Source organism: Pseudomonas sp. GM80 (genome assembly GCF_000282515.1).
Lineage (GTDB): Bacteria > Pseudomonadota > Gammaproteobacteria > Pseudomonadales > Pseudomonadaceae > Aquipseudomonas.
This window is the reverse complement of the sequence record NZ_AKJD01000015.1, coordinates 54,143-76,038: the sequence shown is the minus strand read 5'-3', so window position 1 is coordinate 76,038 and position 21,896 is coordinate 54,143. Positions and strand designations below refer to the sequence as shown.

General features: G+C 60.0%; 20 protein-coding genes. 14 read left to right on the top strand and 6 right to left on the bottom strand.

Features of this window, described 5'->3' with window-relative positions; translation table 11 throughout:
* Positions 1-3: 3 nt before the first annotated feature.
* From PMI37_RS01990 to PMI37_RS01935, 12 genes are all read left to right on the top strand, one after another.
* Positions 4-345 carry a Rieske (2Fe-2S) protein gene (locus tag PMI37_RS01990; RefSeq protein WP_008077508.1) on the top strand — a complete coding sequence of 114 codons (342 nt, stop codon included), beginning with the start codon at positions 4-6 and terminating at the stop codon, positions 343-345.
* A 155-nt stretch (positions 346-500) separates the two neighbouring features.
* Complete coding sequence (locus PMI37_RS01985; protein WP_008077507.1) at positions 501-1,637, top strand: FAD-dependent oxidoreductase; 1,137 nt, start codon at positions 501-503, stop codon at positions 1,635-1,637.
* Positions 1,638-1,694: 57 nt separating this feature from the next.
* Entirely contained in the window at positions 1,695-3,392 is a 1,698-nt protein-coding gene (locus PMI37_RS01980) for a DUF1302 domain-containing protein (protein WP_008077506.1), read from the top strand.
* A 12-nt stretch (positions 3,393-3,404) separates the two neighbouring features.
* The gene (locus PMI37_RS01975; RefSeq protein ID WP_008077504.1) at positions 3,405-4,793 is read left to right on the top strand and encodes a DUF1329 domain-containing protein; all 1,389 of its coding nucleotides are present in this window, start codon (positions 3,405-3,407) and stop codon (positions 4,791-4,793) included.
* A 60-nt stretch (positions 4,794-4,853) separates the two neighbouring features.
* On the top strand, positions 4,854-5,957 hold the full coding sequence (locus PMI37_RS01970; RefSeq protein WP_008077502.1) for a WD40/YVTN/BNR-like repeat-containing protein: 1,104 nt from the start codon (positions 4,854-4,856) through the stop codon (positions 5,955-5,957).
* A gap of 4 nt (positions 5,958-5,961) precedes the next feature.
* The gene (locus PMI37_RS01965) at positions 5,962-8,436 is read left to right on the top strand and encodes an efflux RND transporter permease subunit (protein WP_008077500.1); all 2,475 of its coding nucleotides are present in this window, start codon (positions 5,962-5,964) and stop codon (positions 8,434-8,436) included.
* Positions 8,426-9,673 (top strand): MFS transporter, encoded by a 1,248-nt coding sequence (locus PMI37_RS01960; RefSeq protein WP_008077499.1) that lies wholly within the window; start codon positions 8,426-8,428, stop codon positions 9,671-9,673. The genes PMI37_RS01965 and PMI37_RS01960 overlap by 11 nt, the downstream gene beginning before the upstream one ends.
* A gap of 13 nt (positions 9,674-9,686) precedes the next feature.
* Positions 9,687-10,268 (top strand): cupin domain-containing protein, encoded by a 582-nt coding sequence (locus PMI37_RS01955; protein ID WP_008077497.1) that lies wholly within the window; start codon positions 9,687-9,689, stop codon positions 10,266-10,268.
* Positions 10,265-11,248 (top strand): fumarylacetoacetate hydrolase family protein, encoded by a 984-nt coding sequence (locus tag PMI37_RS01950; RefSeq protein ID WP_008077495.1) that lies wholly within the window; start codon positions 10,265-10,267, stop codon positions 11,246-11,248. Before PMI37_RS01955 ends, PMI37_RS01950 begins: the two co-directional genes overlap by 4 nt.
* Positions 11,249-11,257: 9 nt before the next feature.
* Entirely contained in the window at positions 11,258-12,259 is a 1,002-nt protein-coding gene (locus PMI37_RS01945; protein ID WP_008077493.1) for an NAD-dependent epimerase/dehydratase family protein, read from the top strand.
* Complete coding sequence (locus tag PMI37_RS01940; RefSeq protein WP_008077490.1) at positions 12,237-13,031, top strand: cyclase family protein; 795 nt, start codon at positions 12,237-12,239, stop codon at positions 13,029-13,031. Before PMI37_RS01945 ends, PMI37_RS01940 begins: the two co-directional genes overlap by 23 nt.
* A gap of 38 nt (positions 13,032-13,069) precedes the next feature.
* Positions 13,070-14,701 (top strand): arylsulfatase, encoded by a 1,632-nt coding sequence (locus PMI37_RS01935; RefSeq protein WP_008077489.1) that lies wholly within the window; start codon positions 13,070-13,072, stop codon positions 14,699-14,701.
* 59 nt (positions 14,702-14,760) lie between these two features.
* Here the strand turns inward: PMI37_RS01935 and PMI37_RS01930 are convergent, their stop codons facing one another.
* Both PMI37_RS01930 and PMI37_RS01925 read right to left on the bottom strand, forming a co-directional pair.
* On the bottom strand, positions 14,761-15,834 hold the full coding sequence (locus PMI37_RS01930; RefSeq protein WP_008077488.1) for an aromatic ring-hydroxylating dioxygenase subunit alpha: 1,074 nt from the start codon (positions 15,832-15,834) through the stop codon (positions 14,761-14,763).
* Between the two features lie 36 nt (positions 15,835-15,870).
* Entirely contained in the window at positions 15,871-16,824 is a 954-nt protein-coding gene (locus tag PMI37_RS01925) for a PDR/VanB family oxidoreductase (RefSeq protein WP_008077487.1), read from the bottom strand.
* A gap of 291 nt (positions 16,825-17,115) precedes the next feature.
* On the opposite strand from PMI37_RS01925, the gene PMI37_RS01920 reads away from it, so the two are divergent.
* Complete coding sequence (locus PMI37_RS01920) at positions 17,116-17,586, top strand: MarR family winged helix-turn-helix transcriptional regulator (protein ID WP_008077486.1); 471 nt, start codon at positions 17,116-17,118, stop codon at positions 17,584-17,586.
* Here PMI37_RS01920 and PMI37_RS31760 read toward each other — a convergent pair.
* A complete protein-coding gene (locus PMI37_RS31760; protein ID WP_157173057.1) occupies positions 17,565-18,098 on the bottom strand; it encodes a hypothetical protein in 534 nt (177 codons plus the stop codon). The two genes, PMI37_RS01920 and PMI37_RS31760, sit on opposite strands and share 22 nt — an antisense overlap.
* A 109-nt stretch (positions 18,099-18,207) precedes the next feature.
* Here PMI37_RS31760 and PMI37_RS01915 point away from each other — a divergent pair, with 109 nt between their 5' ends.
* Complete coding sequence (locus PMI37_RS01915) at positions 18,208-18,714, top strand: AAA family ATPase (protein ID WP_045122927.1); 507 nt, start codon at positions 18,208-18,210, stop codon at positions 18,712-18,714.
* Between the two features lie 382 nt (positions 18,715-19,096).
* On the opposite strand, the gene PMI37_RS01910 is transcribed toward PMI37_RS01915, so the two are convergent.
* The 3 genes from PMI37_RS01910 to PMI37_RS01900 form a co-directional block, all read right to left on the bottom strand.
* Positions 19,097-20,095, bottom strand: a complete 999-nt coding sequence (locus PMI37_RS01910) for an NADP-dependent oxidoreductase (protein WP_045122926.1) — start codon at positions 20,093-20,095, stop codon at positions 19,097-19,099.
* Positions 20,096-20,141: 46 nt separating this feature from the next.
* Entirely contained in the window at positions 20,142-21,011 is an 870-nt protein-coding gene (locus PMI37_RS01905; protein WP_008077483.1) for an alpha/beta fold hydrolase, read from the bottom strand.
* An 82-nt stretch (positions 21,012-21,093) separates the two neighbouring features.
* Positions 21,094-21,882 carry an SDR family NAD(P)-dependent oxidoreductase gene (locus PMI37_RS01900; RefSeq protein ID WP_008077482.1) on the bottom strand — a complete coding sequence of 263 codons (789 nt, stop codon included), beginning with the start codon at positions 21,880-21,882 and terminating at the stop codon, positions 21,094-21,096.
* Positions 21,883-21,896 lie beyond the last annotated feature (14 nt).

Genomic DNA, 21,896 nt, shown 5'->3' with positions numbered 1-21,896 from the left:
ATCATGAGCGCAATTGCGCAGCCACTGTGTCGGCTGGACGAACTGGAGGAGGGCCGGGCGCGCGGATTCGATCCGTTGGCGCAGGGCCGCGACAGCGTGTTTGCCCTGCGTCACGGCAATCAGGTGCGGGTCTATCGCAACCGTTGTCCGCATCTGGACGTGCGCCTGGAGTATCGCAAGGACAAGTTCTTGTCCGCCGATGGCCAGTTGATCGTCTGCTACGCCCACGGTGCGCAATTTCTGCCGGCGACCGGCGAGTGTATCTACGGCCCGTGTCTGGGCCAGACGCTGGAGGCGCTGCCGTTCTGCGAGAAGGATGGCTGGCTGTTGGTACGAATGCCTTAGGAGTTGCCGCAGCCGGGATAAATCGAGGTATCGCGTACGGCGATACATCGCATCCCTACTCGCGATTAGTCAAATCCCTGCTTTGCCGGGAAGCTTCATCCAACGATGCCGTGCCCGACGCAGCATCGATCACAAGAATAAAAAGAGAGAACACCATGAGTGCAGTGAACAACGTTCTGATCGTGGGCGGTGGTATCGGCGGCTTGTGTGCGGCCATCGCCTTGCGGCGTAAAGGCATCGAGGTCGACCTGATCGAGCTCAAGTCCGAATGGACAGTCTATGGCGTCGGGATTATTCAGCAGAGCAACGTCGTCCGTGAAATGGCCAAACTGGGCGTTCTCGACGGCTATCTCGATGCCGCTTATGCCTTCGAAGACGTCGCCATCTACGGCCCCGGCGGGCAGCAACTGGCGCGCATTCCGGGCCAGCGACTCGCCGGCCCGCAGTACCCCGCCAACGTCGGCATTTCCCGCTTGGCGCTGCACAAAGTCCTCAGCGAAACCGCCTTGCAACTCGGTGCCAACGTGCGTTTGGGCTTGAGCGTGGAAACGCTGAACGACGACGGCACAGAGGTCGACGTGTTGTTTACCGATGGCAGTCAAGGCAGCTACGACCTGGTGGTCGGCGCCGATGGTCTGTTCTCTAAAGTGCGCAGCCTGGTCTTCGGCGATACCTACACCCCGCGTTTCACTGGTCAGTCGGTGTGGCGCTATAACTTTCCCCGCGCGCCACAGATTGACCATCTTGCCAACTATCAAAGCGCTGACGGCAACGCCGGGCTGGTGCCGCTGGCCGGCGACTTGATGTACCTGTTTCTGACGTCCCACGAGCCCTCCAATCCGTGGATGGATCCTGCCGATCTGGCCGCGCAGATGCGCCAGCGCCTGCAAGGCTTTACCGGGCTGATCGGCGAACTGCGCGAGCAAATCACCGACAACAGCCAGGTCGTCTACAAGCCGATGGAAGTGGTGTTCGTCGATGAGCCGTGGCATCGCGGACGCGTCCTGCTGATTGGCGATGCGGCCCACGCCACCACGCCGCACCTCGGTCAGGGCGCCGGCATGGCCATCGAAGACGCGATTGTGCTCAGCGAAGAACTCACTCGCGAGCAGCCCGCCGCCACCAGCGTCGAGCAGCAGTTGCAGCGCTTCATGGCGCGGCGCTTCGAACGTTGCAAGTACATCAGCGAAAGCTCGGTGCTGGCCGGCGACAAGGAGATGCAACACGACCGCGCCTTCGATCGCATTGGCCTGGTCAAGCAAATGCTCGCGCGCACTGCCGAGCCAATCTAAGCCCCACCGGCGACTCATCCACAGCAGTTACCACTATAAAAACAAGAGGTTAACGCGATGGTTAGTTCTACGACTGCGGCGCTCGCGCGTCGCTCGGTCTGCTCGTCTGCACCCTTTGGTTTGAGCGTCGCTGCGCTGCTGGTGCTGTGCAGCCAGGCCGCTTTCGCTTTCGACATCGATACCGGCAACCCGGATTTCAAGCTGCGCTGGGACAATACGATCAAGTACAGCGCTGCCTGGCGCACGCAGAATCCGAGCAGCAAATTGACCGAGGGTCAGGTCGCGCTCAACCAGGACGATGGCGATCGTGCGTTCAAAAAAGGCCTGATCTCCAATCGCACCGACATCCTCTCGGAGCTGGATCTGTCGTTTCAGGATTTCGGCGCACGTTTGAGCGGAGCAGCGTGGTACGACAGCGAGTACCAGGGCAACAACGACAATAACGATCCGTCCCGCGCCAACGCACGTTCGGTGGGCTACGACGAGTTCACCGACGACACCCGTCATTTGCACGGTGGTGACGGCGAAATCCTCGACGCGTTCGTCTACTGGAACGGTGAACTGGCCGACCGTGCAACGTCGGTGCGCGCCGGCCGTCATGGCCTGATCTGGGGTGAAAGCCTGTTTTTCGGCGCCAACGGCATTGCCGGTGGCATGGCCCCGGTGGACGTGGTCAAGGCGCAGTCGGTGCCGAACACGCAGTTCAAGGAAATCACCCGTCCGGTCAATCAACTGTCGGGCACCTTCCAAGTGACCGATGACGTATCCCTCGGGGCGTTTTACCAACTGGAATGGGAAGAAACACGCTTGCCTGGCGCAGGCAGTTACTTCTCTACCAGCGACACCATCGGTGAAGGCAATGAACGTCTGATTGTCGGCGCGCCGTTCCCGGCGTTTCTGGGTGGCAACGCCAGCAGTCCGGCGGCGTTTTTCCATGGCAAAGACAAAGATGCCAGGGATTCGGGGCAGGGTGGCCTGCAACTGAAATACAGCGCCGAGACCGTGGAGTACGGTCTCTATGCCATTCAGTACCACGACAAGACCCCCAAGCTGTACCTCAGACCTTCCACTGGCGCACCCAACTTCAGCACGGGCCAAATCGGCGACTACTACTGGGTTTACCCGGAAGACATCCGCGCGCTGGGCGCCAGTTTCTCCACCACCGTCGATGCCTACAGCTTTGCCGGTGAAGCCTCGATGCGCTGGAACATGCCACTGGTGTCCAACGGCGTCACGGTGCTAACGGGGGTTGCTGCCGACAACGACGACGATGCGCTTTATGCCGTCGGGCGCACCGCGCACATCAACCTCAACGTGATCGCTTCGTTCGGACCGAACTTCATTGCCAAGGAGTCCGGATTCGTCGGTGAGGTCGCCTGGAACCGTCTGCTCAGCGTCACAAAAAACCGTGCCGCACTAGACCCCAACGCCACCGATGACGGTCTCGGCTTCAAGATGGTTTACACCCCGACTTATCGGCAGTTTTTCCCCGGCGTGGACATCAGCATTCCGGTTGGCCTGAGCTATTTCCCGCTGGGCAAATCAGCGGTTGTCAGTTCGTTCGGCGCAGATAACGGCGGTGACATGAATATCGGTATTACCGCGACCTACCTCGACCGTGTGACCGCCGGCCTGACATACACGCATTACTACGGCCCCGAGAACACCAACCTCAACGCGACCAGCCAATTCAATTTCCAGCAATCGCTGAAAGACCGGGATTACCTGGCTTTCTCCGTCAAGACCACGTTTTAAGAGGACTTGCGCATGACCTATAACAACAAAAATGCCGCGTTCACACTCAAAGCCTTGTGCTTCGCGTTGCTCGCAAGCCTGGCGGTATTGAGTCAGGGTGCCGCAGCAGCCGCGGCTGACGAAGCGGCGAAATTGAACAAATCGCTGACGCCTTTCGGTGCCGAGCGCGCCGGCAATGCCGACGGCTCGATTCCAGCCTGGGATGGCGGCTACACCAAGGTCGATCCGGCCTTCAAGGAGGGCGGCAAACGTAGCGATCCGTTTGCGGCTGACAAGCCGCTGTTCAGCATCACCTCGAAAAACCTGGCGCAATACGCCGCCAGGCTCAGCGATGGCACCAAGGAAATGTTCAAGCGTTTTCCTGACACCTATCGCATCGATGTCTATCCGACCCGTCGCACGGCCGCCGCACCGCAATGGGTGTACGACAACACTCTGAAAAATGCCACCCGCGCCAAGCTGGTCGACAGCAGCGCCGGACCGGTGCCTGAAGGGGCGTTTGGCGGTATTCCATTCCCGATTCCGCATAACGGCGCCGAAGCCATGTGGAACCACATCCTCAACTGGCGCGGTACGTCACTGGCCATGCACTTTCGCCATTACCTGATGACCGCAGATGGCAATCAAGTGATGACCACCGACGGCCAGGCGATTCAGGACATGCCGTATTACTACCAGGACGGCACGCCGGAAAGCTTCGCCGGTGATTACTGGCTGTTCCGCCTGCTGAACGTCGGCCCGCCGCTGCGAGCCGGTGAGCAAATCATGGGGCGCACCAACATCAACGGTGACAAGTCTCAGGCTCACGTCTATCTGACCGGCCAGCGCCGCGTGCGCAAGTTGCCGAATGCCTGCTGCGACACGCCGACGCCGGCCACCGCCGGGGTAATGTCGTTCGATGAATTGAGCGTGTTCCAGGGACGCATCGATCGCTTCGACTGGAAACTGGTCGGCAAGCAGGAAATGTACATCCCTTACAACACCAACAAAGTCCTGACGGCCGGCAAACCGGAAGACCTGTTTCTGGCTCACCACATGAATCCTGATTACGTGCGCTGGGAATTGCATCGCGTGTGGGTGGTGGACGCCGAACTCGCGCCGGGCAAGCGTCACCAATTGCCGAAGGGCCGTTACTACCTCGACGAAGACACCTGGCAGGCCATGCTCGGCGATCGCTGGGACGCCAACGGCCAACTCGCCAAAACCTTGTGGTCGCTGCCCGCCGTGCTGCCGGATCTGCCAGCGCAGGCGCAGCTGTCTTCGGGTTTCTACGACCTGACCTCCGGCGCCTGGTTTATCCAGAACGTCTACACCGGCCTGCCTGAGCAATACGGCGTGGTCGATCGCTACAAGGCGTCGGAATTCTCGCCGGCGGCGATGGCGGGTGCCGGGGTTCGTTGAATCGGGCCGGATCGCGACACGCTGTGGCGATCCGGTTTCACAGGTGGTTTCGAGGTCGGTATGAACAGAATCTGTCAGGTGCTCGGGCGGTTGTTAGCGCTGCTGGCGCTGCCTTGCGTATTACCCGTGAGCCAGGCTCAGGCCGCTGCCGTCGGCGATGTATTGAATACGCCGGCGATGCGCGCGCCGCAGGCCCGGCAAGCCGTCCTGCTTGATCTGGCGCGGGCAGGTGCGCGGTTGGTGGCGGTCGGCGAACGCGGCATCGTCTTGCTCTCCGATGACAACGGTATCAATTGGCGGCAGGCGCAGGTGCCGGTGTCCGTCAGCCTTACGGCGGTGCAATTTGTCGATGCGAACACGGGCTGGGCGGTCGGCCATGCCGGTGCGGTGCTGGTCAGCCACGACGGTGGCGAAAACTGGGCGTTGCAGCTTGACGGCAACCGCGCTGCGCAACTGGAGTTGCACGCCGCACGCGAGCAACTGCCGACTGCCACTGACCCCGACGCAGCGGCGGCGCGCGTGCAAACCGCCGAAAGGATGGTCAGCGAAGGCGCGGACAAACCGTTTCTGAGTCTCAAGTTCACCGATGCACGTCACGGCCTGATCGTCGGCGCCTACGGCCTCGCCTTTACCACCGAGGACGGCGGCGTGAGCTGGCAGTCGCTGATGGGTCATATCGACAATCCGATGGGCGCGCACCTGTATGCCATCGCGCAACAAGGCGAGCGTTGGTTCATCGCCGGCGAGCAAGGTTATGTGGCGCGTTCCGAAGACGGCGGACAATCCTTCGTCGCGCTCGACAGCCCGTACAGCGGCAGTTTCTTCGCCCTGCAACTGCGCGATGACGGCACGCTTTTGGCGGCAGGACTGAAAGGCAACGCGTTCATTTCTACCGACGGCGGCAACAGCTTCGTGCCTGCGCCCGTACCGATGCCAGTGTCCTTCAGTGAAGCGATTCGCACCGCTGACGGCCAGCTGTTGTTGGTCAATCAGGCGGGCGCAATGTTTCGCACCACGGGCGACGCACCAACCCTGCAGCCTTTCGGCAAACCGCTGGGCAAACCGATTGCCAGCGTCGTGCAGGCCGCCGATGGCAGCCTGGTGCTGGCCGGTTTTACCGGGTTGACGCGCCTGGCGTCGCCCACCGCTACAGCTTCGGAGTGAGGTTATGAAACCATTCGACAACGCCACGGCCAGCCTGGCGAGTTTCGACCCGCGCTCCGGCTCGGTTGTGGAACGCACTTTGTTCAATCACCGGTTGTGGGTGTTGCTGGTGTGCCTGGTGACCACGCTTTTCTTGGGCTATCAGGCCACGCGCGTCGAGCTGAACGCCAGTTTCGAAAAGATGATCCCCACGCAACAACCTTACATAGCCAATTATCTGCAACATCAAAAGCAACTCAGCGGTCTGGGCAACTCCTTGCGCGTTGTCGTCGCCAATCGCCAGGGCGATATCTACGACGCTGATTATCTGAAAACTTTACAAGCCTTGAGCGACAAGCTTTGCCTGCTGCCCGGCGTCGACCGTGCCTACATGAAGTCGCTGTGGACGCCGGCAACGCGTTGGGTTGCAGTGACTGAAGACGGCCTGGATGGCGGCCCGGTGATTCCGGACGATTATGCCGGCACCCCGGCCAGCCTCGAGGCCTTGCGCCGCAACGTGCAGCGCTCCAACGAGCTCGGCCAACTGGTAGCGTTCGATCAAACCTCGAGCATCATTTATGTGCCGTTGCTGGCCACGACTGCCGACGGCCAAGCGCTGAATTACTCGGTGCTGTCCGAGCAACTGGAGGCATTGCGCAGCCAGTATCAGAGCGAAAAGATCGACATTCACATCACCGGTTTCGCGAAAAAGGTCGGCGACCTGATTGCCGGGCTCAAGCAGATCCTGTTGTTCTTCGCCGTAGCGATCCTGATCACCACCGCCGTGCTGTTCTGGTACACGCGCTGCCTGCGCAGCACGGTGCTAGTGGTGTTCTGCTCATTGGTGGCGGTGGTCTGGCAACTGGGGCTGTTGCCGTTGCTCGACTATCAGTTGGATCCGTATTCGGTGCTGGTACCGTTTCTGGTGTTCGCCATCGGCATGAGCCACGGCGCGCAGAAAATGAACGGCATCATGCAGGACATCGGTCGCGGCATGCACCGGGTGGTGGCCGCACGCTTCACTTTTCGACGGCTGTTTCTGGCCGGGCTCACGGCATTGCTCTGCGACGCAGTGGGTTTCGCCGTGCTGATGCTGATCAAGATCCAGGTGATTCAGGATCTGGCCGTGATCGCCAGTATCGGTGTGGCGGTGCTGATTTTCACCAACCTGATTCTGCTGCCGGTGTTGCTGTCCTATGTCGGCGTAACGCCGCGTGCGGCGCAATTGAGCCTGAAGAGCGAGCAGAACGATCAGGCCGGCGCGCGGCGTCATGGCTTCTGGCGTTTTCTCGATCTGTTTACCCAACGTCGCTGGGCCAGCCTGTGCATTGTCATCAGTCTGGCGTTTGCGGCATTGGGCTTTGTGGTCAGCCTGCAATTGAAGATCGGTGATCTGGATGCCGGCGCGCCGGAGTTGCGGGCCGACTCACGCTACAACCAGGACGATGCGTTTCTGACCCGGCATTACGGCGCCAGCAGTGATTTGTTCGCGGTGATGGTCAAGACCCCGGCCGGGCAATGTGCGCGTTACGACATCCTCGCCAAAGTCGATGCGCTGGACTGGCAACTGCGTGCGCTGCCGGGGGTGGATTCGACCAACTCGCTGGCCTTGCTCAACCGACGCATGCTGGTCGGCCTCAGCGAAGGCAGCGCCAAGTGGTACGAGCTGCAGAACAATCAGGCGATGCTCAATATGATCACCGCCAGTGCGCCACGCGGTTTGTACAACGAGGATTGCAGCCTGCTGACGCTGTACGCCTACCTCACCGATCACAAGGCTGAAACGCTGACGCGGCTGGTCGAACACGTCGAGCAATTCGCCGCCGCCAATAACGACCAGGACGTGCAGTTCCTGCTGGCAGCGGGCAATGCCGGCATCGAAGCAGCGACCAATATCGTGGTCAAGCAAGCCAATCGCGAGATGCTGTTCTGGGTCTACGGGGCGGTGATCGTGCTGTGCCTGATCACCTTCCGTTCGTGGCGCGCCACGCTGTGCGCGGTGATTCCGCTGATGGTCACCTCGATCCTCTGCGAAGCATTGATGGTCTGGCTGAACATCGGCGTGAAGGTCGCGACGTTGCCGGTGATCGCGTTGGGTGTCGGCATTGGCGTCGACTATGCGTTGTATGTGATGAGCATCCTGCTCGGTCATCTGCGTCAGGGCGCGAGCCTGTCAGAAGCCTATTACCGCGCGCTGGTGTCCACCGGCAAAGTGGTGATGCTCACCGGCATCACGCTCGCCATTGGCGTGGCCACGTGGATCTTCTCGCCGATCAAATTCCAGGCGGACATGGGCGTGCTGCTGGCATTCATGTTCGTCTGGAACATGGTCGGGGCACTGCTGCTGTTGCCAGCGCTGGCGTACTTCCTGCTGCCTGCACGGCGCACGAACACCGACGCAGAAACGCCGGAGGAGGCGACCAATCTGAGCCTGCCGCCGCGAGCCGTGGCGGCGGATGTTGTTCAATCGCGTCATCGGGAGACCTGTCATGGCCGTTGAGTCTTCATTGGGAAACAGCGACCGCCGCGCCGGTTTGACGCAATCGTTGCTGTTGCTGTTCGGCAGCTGTCTGCCCGTGCTCGGCGCGGTATTGCTCGCACCGGTTTTACCGCGCATGCAGGCACATTTTGCCGAGGTCGCGGGCAGCACGGTGCTGGTGCCGATCGTGCTGACCTTGCCGGCATTGATGATTGCACTACTGGCGCCGTTTGCCGGGGTCATCGCCGATCGGCTCGGACGCAAACCGCTGTTGCTGGCGAGCATGGCCCTGTACACGCTCTGCGGTGTGTTGCCGCTGTGGCTGGATTCGCTGCCGGCCATCGTCGCCAGCCGCGCCGGTATCGGTCTGGCGGAGGCGGGGATCATGACCTGCTGCACAACGCTGATGGGCGACTACTACAGCGGCGCCCGACGCGAGCGCTTGTTCGCCTTACAAATGGTCGCGACCTCACTCTCTGCGGCGGTGTTTATCGCGCTGGGTGGTTTTCTCGGTCAGGACGACTGGCGCACACCGTTTGCGCTGTACGCGGTCGGGCTGATTTTCCTGCCGCTGATGGCGTGGAAACTCTGGGAGCCGCAACCGCGCGTGCAACCGACAGCAACATTGCCGGTGCCAGCCCTGCGCGTTTTTCCGTGGCGCGCACTGACGCCCCTGTATGCGTTGTCGCTGCTCGCGGGCCTGAGCCTGTTCATCGTGCCGGTGCAAGCCGGTTATTTGCTCAACTTGTTGCATGTGGATGCGCCGCAGCAGATCGGCATGACCATGGGCGCCAATCAACTCGGCGTGCTCGCCGGGGCCTTGAGTTTTCGCCTGTTGAGCGGCTTGCGCAGCCAACATGTGCTGCTGATTGCCTATGGCCTGGCCGGCATCGGTGGGCTGTTGATGGCCGCTGCTGGCAGCCACGCGCAAGTGGTGGTCGCGGTCTTGGTCAACGGTCTGGGCATAGGCCTGATGTTGCCGACGTTGATCACCTGGATCATGGCGCAAGTCGGTTTTGCTCAGCGTGGCCGAGCGGCGGGGTGTTTCACCGCGGCGATTTTCGCCGGCGAATTCATCAGCCCGCTGGTGGTACTCGCCATCACTTCCGGGGCCTCCACGGCGTTGCCGCAAGCGTTGGCCATGATCGGTTGGCTGCAACTGGTCGTGGCGCTGTTTTGTCTGTCCGTGCCGAGGCTCGGTGGTCTGTTGACCCGCCCCAATGTTGGCGGTCACGACTCCATCGGCAACGGCCATTGAACGAGGATTTTCCATGCAAGCGCTTCCCCCTTTCAAACGCGTGGTCACCGGGCATGATGCCCACGGCCGCGCGGTCATCGCCAGTCTCGGCGCAACCGCCAACGTCTTCGCACTGCAAGCGGTGCCAGGCACGGTGTTTCATGAAATATGGAACAGCAGCGGCAGTCCGGCACTGCTCGACAATGCCGATGATCCAACCAGCAAACCCTTACAGCTGAGCCCCGGCCCGCAGGGCAGTGTGATTCGCGTCGTCGACATTCCGCCAGACAGCGTGCAGAACCAGGTCAGCGCTGCCGATGCAGCAGCCGCATTTGCCGAGATTGGCCAGGCGCATGCCGGCACCGGCCAGGCGAACTCGCGGCACAAACTGATGCACCGCACCGAAACCCTCGATTACGGCATCGTCACCGAAGGCGAAGTCTGGCTGGTGCTCGACGAGACAGAAGTCCACCTCAAGCGCGGCGACGTGGTGGTTCAACGCGGCACGAATCACGCGTGGAGCAACCGCACCGAGGCCATGGCGCGCATGGTGTTTATCCTGCTGGACGGGCGTTTCGCCGCTGAACTGCAAGACTGCCCGGGAGAAACGGCATGAAGCTCGCAACCCTGAAAAACGCTAGCCGTGACGGCCAATTGGTGGTGGTTTCGCGCGACATGGCCCGGGCTATCGACGCCCGTTTGGTAGCGCCGACCTTGCAGCAAGCCATCGAAAACTGGGCTGAAGCCGAGCCGCGTTTGCAGGCCCTGGCGCGTGAGCTTGAAAACCACGATTGCCGCGAGGCCTTTGCCTTCGACCCCGCGCAGGCAATGGCACCGTTGCCGCGTGCTTATCAATGGTGTGACGGTTCGGCGTTTCTCAGTCACGGCGCGCTGATGCAGAAGGCGTTCAACCTCGACCCGATTGAAGGCGCTGACCGTACGCCGTTGATGTACCAAGGCGCCGGTGATGACTTCATCGGCGCACACGATGACATCGAACTGCCGAGCGAAAGCCAGGGCATCGATTTCGAAGGCGAATTTGTCGTGCTGGTCGATGATGTGCCGCTGGGCTGTTCGGCCGAAAGCGCGTTGCAGCACATCAAGCTGATTCTGCAGATCAATGATGTCAGCCTGCGTGCGCTGGCACCGCGGGAAATGCGCACCGGGTTCGGTTTCCTGCAAGCCAAACCGTCCTCCAGTTTTGCCCCGCTGGCGATCACCCCGGATGAACTCGGCGAAGCCTGGCGAGACGGTCGCGTCAATTTGCCCCTGCAAGTGCAGTGGAACGGCGAGTGGTTTGGCCAGCCGCACGGCGCGCAGATGAACTTTCATTTTGGTGAGTTGATCGCCCACGCGGCCCTGACCCGGCGCTTGCGCGCCGGAACCCTGATCGGTTCCGGCACGGTGTCGAACGCCGAGCGCAACGTCGGCTCGGCGTGCATCGCCGAACGTCGGGCTATTGAGATGATCGAGCACGGCGCGCCGGTGACAGGATTTATGCGTTTCGGTGATCGTGTGCGCATGGACGTCACCGGCAGCGATGGTCAGTCACTCTTTGGTGCGATCGATCAACGCGTCGTCAAAGCCAACGGCTAAGGAACGCCCATGCGTGTACTGATTACCGGAGCCAATGGCTTTGTCGGCCGCGAACTGCTGCGTTGTCTGCTCGCGCGCGGCAGTTTGCGCGGGCAAGTCATTCGTTCGTTGCTGGTGCTCGACACTGACGTCCAAGGCCTGCCAGACGATCCGCGCCTGCGTCGGCACAGCGGCAGCGTGACGGATGCGGCGTTGATGCGCCGGGTCCTGGCCGATGGCATCGATGTGGTGTTTCACTTGGTCAGCGTCCCCGGCGGAGCAGCGGAGGCGCATTACGAATCGGGTTATCAGGTCAATCTGCTGGCCAGCCTCGAACTGCTCGATCAACTGCGCAACAAGGCACGTCCACCGGTGCTGGTGTATGCCAGCAGCGTCGCGGTGTACGGCGCGGATCTGCCGGCGAAGATGAACGAGCAGGCTGAACTGCATCCGCAACTGTCGTACGGCACACACAAGATGATGGTCGAGCGTGCGCTGATCGATTTGGGTCGGCGCGCTGAAGTCGATGGCCGCGCGGTGCGCCTGCCGGGCATTGTCGCGCGACCGCGCGAACCCAACGGCTTGCGCTCGGCTTTCATGAGCGACTTGATGCGTGCCTTTGCCGAGGGCGCTGAATATTGCTGCCCGGTGTCGCCGCAAGCAACAGCGTGGTGGATGTCGGCACGCTGTTGCGTGAACAACCTGATCCACGCCGCCGAACTGGACGACGCCGCCGCGCAACAGCGGGTCTGGCAACTGCCGGTGCTGCATTTGTCCATCGCCCAAGTCATCGATGCGCTGGCGGCAACTTACGGCGAGCAACGCCGTGGGCTGATCAGTTTCGCCGCTGATCTTGAACTCGAAACCCTGTTCGGGCGCATGCCGCCCTTGAAAACCCCGCAGGCGCGCGCTGCCGGCTTCAGCCATGACGGCAGCGTCGCCACACTTATTCGCAACGCCCTCAACCCAGCCCCTTATCGGCATCTGCCGTTGAACGGAGACACGCCTCATGTCACAGCCCATCCAGCGTAAACGTCGTCTGGTCGATCTTTCGGTGACCCTCGACAACAACCCTTACACAGACCCGCCGCCGCTGTTGCCGAAAATCGATTACATGGATCACCAGCAAGGCTGGCCCGAGATGGCGGCGATGTTTCCAGGTTTGCAGCTTGAGCAGATGCCCGGCAATGAATCGTGGGCCGCCGAGCGCCTGCAGATCACCACCCACAGCGGCACGCACATGGATGCGCCGTGGCATTACGCCTCGACCACCGATGGCGGCGAACCGGCATTTGGCATCGATGAGTTGCCGCTGGACTGGTGCTTGCAGCCGGGGGTCAAACTGGATTTTCGCCATTTGCCCGACGGTCACGTGGTGACGGCAGAAGAGGTTGAAGCGGAACTGGCGCGTATTGAGTACGCGTTGCAGCCGCTGGATATCGTGCTGATCAACACACGCGCCGGGGCGTTGTTTGGCCAGCCTGGGTATCTCGATGCCGGCATCGGCATGGGGCGCGAAGCGACGATGTATCTGCTGGAACGCGGCGTGCGCGTGGTCGGCACGGATGCCTGGAGCTGGGACGCGCCGTTCAAATACACCCGTGAACGTTTTGCCGCCAGCGGCGATGCCTCGATCATCTGGGAAGGGCATAAGGCCGGGCGCGATATCGGCTACGGACAAATGGAAAAACTGGCCAACCTCGAATCCCTGCCAGCGAGCGGTTTCACCGTGTCGTGCTTTCCCTACAAGATCCGGCATGCGTCTGCAGGGTTTGTGCGTGCGGTGGCTATTTTCGAAGAGTGAGTTCCGGACACTCCTTCCACAACAATAAGAGAACACCGATGGCTCTATCGCGATTACCGCTGACGGCACTTTTTTGCGCCCTGACGATGGGCAGCAGCATGGCCATGGCGGCCAGCCAACCGAATATCCTGCTGATTGTAGCGGACGATCTCGGCTACTCGGATCTGGGCAGCTATGGCGGCGAGATTCACACGCCCAGACTGGATGAACTGGCCCAACAGGGCGTGCAATTTACCAGCATGTACGCGGCGCCGACCTGTTCCATCACCCGCTCGATGTTGCTGTCCGGCACTGACAATCACCTTGTCGGGCTGGGCACCATGGCCGAAGCATTGCAACCGTTTCAACGGGGTAAACCGGGGTATGAAGGGTATCTGAACGGGCGCGCCTACTCGGTTGCCGAACTGCTCAAAGCGGGCGGATACAACACGCTGATGGTCGGCAAATGGCACTTGGGTCTGGAAGCCGATCAAGGCCCGGATCGGCGTGGTTTCGAACAGTCGTTCACGTTGCTGGAAGGCGGGGCGACGCACTTCAAACCCGCCAGCGTTGCACCGACGCCGTTGGAGCAAGTGCATTACCGTGAAAACGGCCAGTCGGTAGAGGTTCCCGAGACGTTCTACTCCACAGACTTTTACACCGACAAGCTGATTGGCTACCTGCAAAACACCCAACGCCAAGGCAAACCTTTTTTTGCCTATGCCGCCTACACGTCACCGCACTGGCCATTGCAAGCGCCCAAGGAATACCTCGACAAATACCGCGGCCGTTTCGATCAAGGCTACGACACCGTGCGCTCGTCGCGCATTGAGCGGCTGAAAAAGCTCGGCCTGGTGGACAAGGACTTTCAGCCAGCGCAACCCTTACCTGTGAACCCACGGCTGCCCGGTTGGCAGCAACTCACGGCCGAGCAGCAGAAAATCGAAGCGCGGAAAATGGAGATCTACGCGGCAATGGTCGACAACCTCGATCACAACATTGGCCGGGTCATCGACTACCTGCGCCAAAGCGGCCAGTACGACAACACGCTGATCGTGTTCATGTCCGACAACGGCGCGGCAGCGGAAAACCATGCGCAGTTCTATCCACCCGGCGCGAACACCGATAACAGCCTGGCCAACCTGGGCCAGCGCGGCTCGCAGATCGATTATGGTTTGCGCTGGGCGGAGGTCAGTGCCGCGCCTTTCCACTTGTTCAAGGGCACCACGGCCGAAGGCGGAATCAGTGTGCCGGCGATCATTCAACTGCCTAAGACACTGCGTCGTCAGGGCGTAGAAAGGGGCGTGGCGCGGGTGGATGATCTGGCGCCGACATTCCTTGATTTGGCGGGCATCGCTTTGCCGAGCGAAGCTGACAAACAACCGATCACCGGCCGATCCATCCTGCCAATGCTCGAAGGCAAGGGCAGCCCTCACGACGCTGAGAGTCTGGCCGGAGAGTTGTTCGGCAATGCTTATTATCGTGAGGGCAACCTCAAATTGTTGGGTATGCGCCCGCCAGCAGGTTTCGGCGATAACACGCAGCCGCCGCAATGGCAGTTGTTTGATGTTGCCCAGGATCGTGGTGAAACCCATGACCTGGCGGCGGCTCAGCCGCAGACGGTCGAGCGGCTCAAAGCCGCATGGCTCAAATATGCCGAGCGGGTCGGCGTAGCGTTTGCGCCGCACTAGCACGGCAGAGGCTTTGAACACAGTGGACGGCGTTTGCCGCCGCCACTGTGTTGCGGCCATCAACTTGTCGGATTGCGCAGTCGCTCGATGATTCTGCGGGCACGATTGGCACCGACGTCGACGTGGATATCAATCATCGGGCGCGTACCGAACCGGCACATGTTCTGGTACTGCGCTTCGATCACCACTTTGTCTTCATCAAACGTCAGTTTCGTCTGTTCGATCACTTTGGCTTTGACCGATTCAGGATCATGTTCAGGGTTGGTCGCCATGGTCCAGAAATAGTGGCTTGTGGTGTCGGTTTCCGGCGTTACACCGTGAAAACCTCGCATGTGGAAACCACCTCGATCCGGGTTATGCAGATCGTCCGTGCCCGCGTCTATCGCGCCGGTCCAGATGCGCAGGTGATTGAAGTGAAATTCGATCTCCTGCCAGCGGTCGATGTTGCCTTTGAACGGGTAGGCCGCGGTGTAGGTCGGCGGCGGGACGGAATTGGGCATATGACGAACCACACGAACCATCGAGTCATCACCGTCCACGCTCATCTTCGCGTTCATGTGAATGCTGGCGTTGCCGCCAATGGTGTGCAGATGGACATAGCCAAGATGACTGAGATCCATCAGGTTGTCGTGGATGAGTTGATAGGGCGCGTCGTAGTGGTAGACATCACCGTCGAACAGGTACTTACCGCTGCTGTGTACGTCGTAGACCGGTGGCGCGAATGTCGGCTCGGGATGCTCAGCGCTGCCAAACCAGATCCAGATGATCTGATCCTGCTCCCGGACGGGGTAGGCAGGGACTTTGGCTTTGCTCGGGATCTTGTCCTGGCCCGGAATTTCGATGCATTTACCGCCTTCATTGAATAGCAGTCCGTGATAACCGCAGCGCAATCCACGTTCCTCCACCGTGCCGCCGGACAGCGGCAGTGCACGATGGCAGCAGCGGTCTTCCAGCGCGGCGACCTGGTTATCTGCCGTGCGGAAAAGCACCACCGGTTTATTCAGTAACGTGCGGCCAAGAGGTTGGTCTTTCAGTTCCCGGCTCAAGGCTGCAACGTACCATTGATCGAGCGGGAAACTTGGCACGGTGACCGGGGCAATTTCGTGTGCAAGAGGTTGGGCAGCGATAGTCATGATGTTCTCCGGCGAGCGGTCGATGCTCGGTTCAGGTCAAAGATCCAATACCAGGCGGGGCGATTTGGCACGTGAGCAGCAGGGCGTGAAACGGTCATTGGCAGCGTGTTCAGCAGCCGTCATGAACTGGTCACGGTGATCGCCAATGCCTTCGAGCAAGCCCGTGACACAGGTGCCGCAGACGCCTTGCTCGCACGATGATTCGATGGCAATTCCGGCCTCATCGAGTACTTCAAAAACAGTTCGATCGGCGGGGATGTAAAAAATCTGTCCTGTGCTCGCCAACTGAACTTCGAACGGCGAATCAGCGCTTGCATCGACAGGTGCGGCGGCGAAGAACTCTCTGTGTACGCGATCTTCCGGCCAGCCAGCGGCCTGCGCGGTGTCGAGGATGAAATTCATGAAACCGACGGGGCCGCACACGTAAAGGTGCGTCGTGGTATCTGGCGCGGTGAGGAGGGCGGTTGCATCGAGTTTCTGTTGGGGCGATCCGCTGTCGTCATGCAAGTGCACGTGGCTGGCGAACGGCGCTTGCCGCAGGTATTGGATAAACGCGGCACGCTCGCTGGATCGAAAACTGTAATGCAGCTCGAAATCCGCGCCTTGATGATGAAGTTCGTGGGCCATCGCCAGCATCGGTGTGATGCCAATGCCGCCGCCGAACAGCAAGTGACGCTTCGCTGAATCGGCGAGTGGGAAAAGGTTGCGCGGCTCGCTGATGCTGAGTGTCTGTCCCTGACAGATGCTGTCGTGCATCGCGGTGGAACCGCCGCGGGAGGCGGGATCCTTCAGCACACTGATCAAGTAGCGATGACGCTCTCGGGAGTCATTGCACAGCGAGTATTGTCGGGTGAGGCCGCCGGCAATATGGATGTCGATGTGAGCACCGGCGTTGAACGGTGGCAACGGGCGACCGTCCGCTGCGCACAACTCGAAACTGCAAATACCCTCGGCCTCAACGACTTTGCGGGTGACGTTGACTTGAAGCATGACTTCTCCCTCCACATTGAAGTGGCTGCTGAAAAACGAATGGCAAAAAGGGGGGCGAGCGAGTGACGAATCAGCCGGGCGCGAAGAAGTAGAGGCGGTAGGAAATCATCGGCGCCACGGAAGGGCACGGTTGGGAAGCATTCATAAGCAAGACCTGTAATTATTTTTTTGAGGTTGTGCTACGGCGTATCATGCGGCGCATTGACCGCAATGCTTGGCTGAGTGAATCCTCAGATAAATTGGTTGCGGTGTCAACCAAATTACAAATCTTCGATCTATGGTGTTTTCTCGATGGCTACCGATACACAACTGAACCTGTCGCGTTATGTACCTGGCCTGGTGACGTTCCTGGCGAACAAACTCGCCACCGGGGCTTCCCAGTGCTATCGCAAACACTTCGGAATCGGCGTGGTTGAATGGCGAATGCTTTCAATGCTGGCCGTTGAATCCGACATCACCGCCAATCGAATCTGCCAGGCCATCGGCCTCGACAAGAGCGCTGTCAGTCGTTCATTGCAAACGCTGGAAGCAGCGGGGCGGATCACCAGCCAACTTGATCCCAAGGACGCGCGGCGTTACACCGTACGATTGACGGCCAGCGGTAAAGAACTGCATGACCGCGTGCTCAAAGTTGCACTTGAGCGAGAGTCGCGTCTGCTCAGCGGATTGACCCCTGCCGAGGTCGACACGTTGGTTGACTTGCTTGGGCGCCTGCACTTGCAAGTGCCCAATGTGAACAGTTATGACCCGAGTGATGAGTGAGTCAGGGACAAACGATTTATTGCTGATAAATGCTTCGATTGGCCGGTCCATGCGCTTAAGCAGGCTTCACGCGGCAGCCCGGATGATGCCGCACTGGCTGATGAAAGCATGAGGGCATGCAGACTGCGCTCTGCCTCATACCCTCGGGTGAATTCATCACCGAGTGGCACCGATCGACACACACCGTTCTCGACATAGAATGAGCGTGCGCAATCGCCCCAATCATTTCCTGAGCGGGGGCTGAGGTCGACGGTCACAAGATTATTCAGGCCCACTTTTTCGCTGCTTGGTTGATAGTCTCGACCTGACACTGAAATCGAACTGCGCGATCCGAGTAATACGAATGCCGGACAATCGTAATACCAGGTATCAGGAAACCCTGATTGCCTCAGCAGATCAGCTGCAATTTTCGCGATTGAAGACTCGGTCAAATCTGGTTTTATAGGGTCAACGAGCTGCGACAGGACCGATTTCGCTGCGGTCTGTATCAGTAGATTGCGTGGTGCAGGCATGAGTGAAGCCTCTATCGTCGTCCTTGAATGATGGAGCAGGCGCTTGAGCAAAATTGAACGTCAGCTTTTTGGCCTAGACTGGGCCAACTCTCTAATCGAAGGACATAGAATGCTTATTGTCTTCAGCGGCCTTCCCGGTACTGGAAAAACGACTATAGCAAGTGACCTTGCCACCAGAACAAGTGCGGTGTATCTGCGGATTGATACGATTGAGCAGGCTATCCGAAATTCCGGTGCTCTGGCACAAGACGTGGGGCGGAGCGGTTATATGGTCGCTAATGAGCTTGCTCTGAGCAATCTTCGCTTTGGTAGTACAGTCATAGTCGACTGTGTTAACCCTGTAGTTGAAAGCCGAAAGGCGTGGAGCGAGATCGCTGCTCGCTCTGGTGCTCCACTAGTGAATATCCAGGTGGTTTGCTCTGATAAATATGAACACCAACGACGGGTAGAAACCAGGAAGATTGATATTCCTGGCCTGACACCACCAACCTGGCAGTCTGTATTGGATCATGAATATGAGCCATGGGATAACACTCCGTTTGATATAGACACAGCCCTGACGTCTCCGGTGGAGGCAGTGGCAATGATCATTAAACGATTTTTATCCGAGAAGTAGCGCCAGCTGAAAGCTCAATGTAGCAAGGGGTGATCAGCAGACGCTTGCCGCTTTTGGCCGAACGCTGGCGATCGAGAACCGCGGCTTCCGGCCAATTGCTGACGCCCACAAATGGCCGCTTTCGGCCAGAATCATTCACCCGATACTTTCCTATCTCAGATAGCGCACTGGCGTTAGCGATATTCGGAGCTAGCCATACCCGTCTACTGCTCAAGCATTAAACTGCGCCATAGGATCACTGTTGGTGCAACAGGTGAGAGGTCTGTTTGCTGCAGTACCTGTTTTGGCAACTCAATTGCAGTCGAATCGCTCAGTCCGGATGAGGAGTGCTGGTGTGCTAAAAGTTGCTCGGGCACTTCGGTAGTCATCGATGGGCGGGTAGTCATTTGATCGTAACCACGACCTTGCCTTTGGCTCGTCCCTGTTCGACGTATTTCAGCGCCTCTGCCGTTGATTCAAAGGGAAACGTTCGATCAATCACCGGATTGATGATGCCGGCCTCAACCAGCGCGCTGATTTGGTGCAGTTGGGCGCCGTTGGCGCGCATGAACACGAACGTGTACCTGATGTCCTGCTTGCGTGTCTTGCGCCGAATGCCGAGGCTCAGCAGACGCATTACCTGCCGCAATGGCCAGGATAATCCCTGCTCCTGTGCGAATAGCGCAGTGGGCGGCCCTGAGATGGAAATCAGCTGGCCGCCGGGCTTGAGGACCTTGAGTGACTTTTTCAGGACATCGGTGCCAAGGCTGTTCAACACCACGTCGTAGCCGTGCAAGACATCTTCGAAATTCTGCTTTTTGTAGTCGATGACCACGTCAGCCCCCAGCGCCTTGACCCATTCGACATTCGCGGTGCTGGTGGTTGTGGCGACAAAGGCACCCAGGTGTTTGGCAAGCTGGATGGCAACGTTGCCGACGCCGCCGGAGCCGGCATGAATCAACACCTTCTGGCCCTGTTGCAGGCGGGCGGTGTCGACCAGCACTTGCCAGGCCGTCAGTGCCACCAAGGGCAGGGACGCGGCTTGCGCCATGCTGGTATTGGCCGGTTTCAGGGCGATCGCGTTCTCGTCCACGGCAATCCTCTCGGCGAACGTGCCGATCCGTGCTTCCGGCGGGCGAGCGTACACCTCGTCACCCGGTTTGAAGCGTGTCACTTTAGAGCCGACCGTCACCACGACACCCGCCAGGTCGTTGCCCAGAATCAGCGGAAACGAGTAGGGCAGGATCAGCTTGAATTCGCCTGTGCTGATCTTCGAATCCAGCGCGTTGACACTGCTGGCATGGACCTCGATCAAGACGTCGCGGCCTCCCACTTCAGGGGCTGGCGCTTCGCCGAGGCGTCCGGGTTGCTTGCCGTAGCGATCAATCAGAAAGGCTTTCATCGAGGTGCGGCTCTTGTCGGTTGTAGGGAGGGTAGCCGGGGCGTGGTCAGGCATCGAGGAACGCCTGCGCCTTGGCCACAAAATCAAGGTGATGCTGGAAAATCCCGCCGTGTCCGGCATCCTGATAAATCACCAATTCTGCGTTGGGGATTCGCTTGGCCAGTTCAAACGAATTGACGCTGGGCACCATGATGTCGGTGTCGCCGTTGACGACCAGCGTCGGTGACTGCAAACGCCCAAGGTCTTGCGGCGGCTGCTTGCCCCACGCGGTGATCGCTTTCAACTGGCGCAGGAAAGCGCGGGGCGTCGGGCCTTGATCGCGATTGTTTTTGCGAGTTTGCAGGCGCTGCAAATACTGCGAGGCCGATCGACGGCCGTTGGCCGTAGACGTGAAAAACAGATAGAACTTCGGATCGCGCAGAGTCAGCAGGCCTTTGAGGATCAATGGCCACGTCACCGGGCCAACCTTGTCGATATCGCTGCCGCCGGCTGGCCCGGTGCCGGTCAGAATCAACCGCCGCACCAGTTCAGGGGCCTTCAGAGCGATGTCCTGAGCGACGAAACCGCCGAGGGAGAAGCCGAGCACATCAACGGTGTCCAGCCCCAGCGCGCGGATCAACTGGATGGCATCGTCAGCCATCTCGCCGACGGTCAGTGGCGCGGTTCCACCCGAGCCGCCGATGCCGCGATAGTCGGTGGTGATGACGCGTCGGGTTTGCGCCAGGCCATCGATGATCGCGGGGTCGAAGTTGTCGAGCACTGCGCCCCAATGGTTGAACAATAGGAGAGGCACGCCGGTGGCGGGGCCAGTGTCGCGATAGGCAAAGCGAACGCCGTTGGCGGTGACGGACTGGTTTGCCGCGTCGATGAACGACGTCGGCGAACCCGAAGGCAGATTTGTTTGTGCTGAATTCATGACTACTCCGGATTGCAGGACGGATTCGGTTCAGCGCCTTGCGCCTGCAGCGAATCCGCCCAACATGCTCGCTACCTGAACATCACTCTGGCGTCTGGTAACGCTGAGCAACCGCAGACTGACGGATTTGCCCGATCAGGCCCAGACGTGCGCCCTGCAGGACATCCCAGCGCTCCGCTTCGTGCAGCGGCGGAATGGTCACGGGCTCGCGACGATCGAAGCCGACGAGAGCGGCATCCACCAGATCGCCCACTTCCATGATTTCGCTCAGGGTGTTGATGTCGACGCCGGAGCGATCCCAGATTTCCGTGCGCGTGGCGGCCGGCAGCACCGCCTGCACGTAGACGCCCTGAGGCGACAATTCCAGACTTAAACCCTGGGACAGAAACAGCACAAAGGCCTTGGTCGCGCCGTAGACCGTCATGCCGAATTCCGGCGCGAGGCCTACCACCGAACCGATGTTGATGATCGCACCGTCACCGGCCTTGACCAGACGTGGAGCGACGGCGCTGGCCAGTCGCACCAGCGCGGTGGTGTTGAGGGCGACCAGTTGCGCCACTTTGTCGGTGCTTTGCTCGACGAAATGGCCGGACAGCGCGGCACCGGCGTTATTGACGAGGATGCCGATGCGGGCGTCGTCGCGCAGACGGTTTTCAACGACGGTCAGGTCGCCGGATTGAGTCAGGTCCGCCGGGATCACATCGACCGCGACCTCATGTTCACCGCGCAAGCGTGCGGCCAGTGCGTCCAGGCGCGCCTGATCGCGGGCGACCAGTACCAGATCGTGGCCGCGTTGCGCAAAGCGTTCGGCGTAGACGGCGCCAATGCCGGTGGAGGCGCCAGTGATCAGAACAGTAGGGCGAGTGCTCATGGGGTATCTCTCTT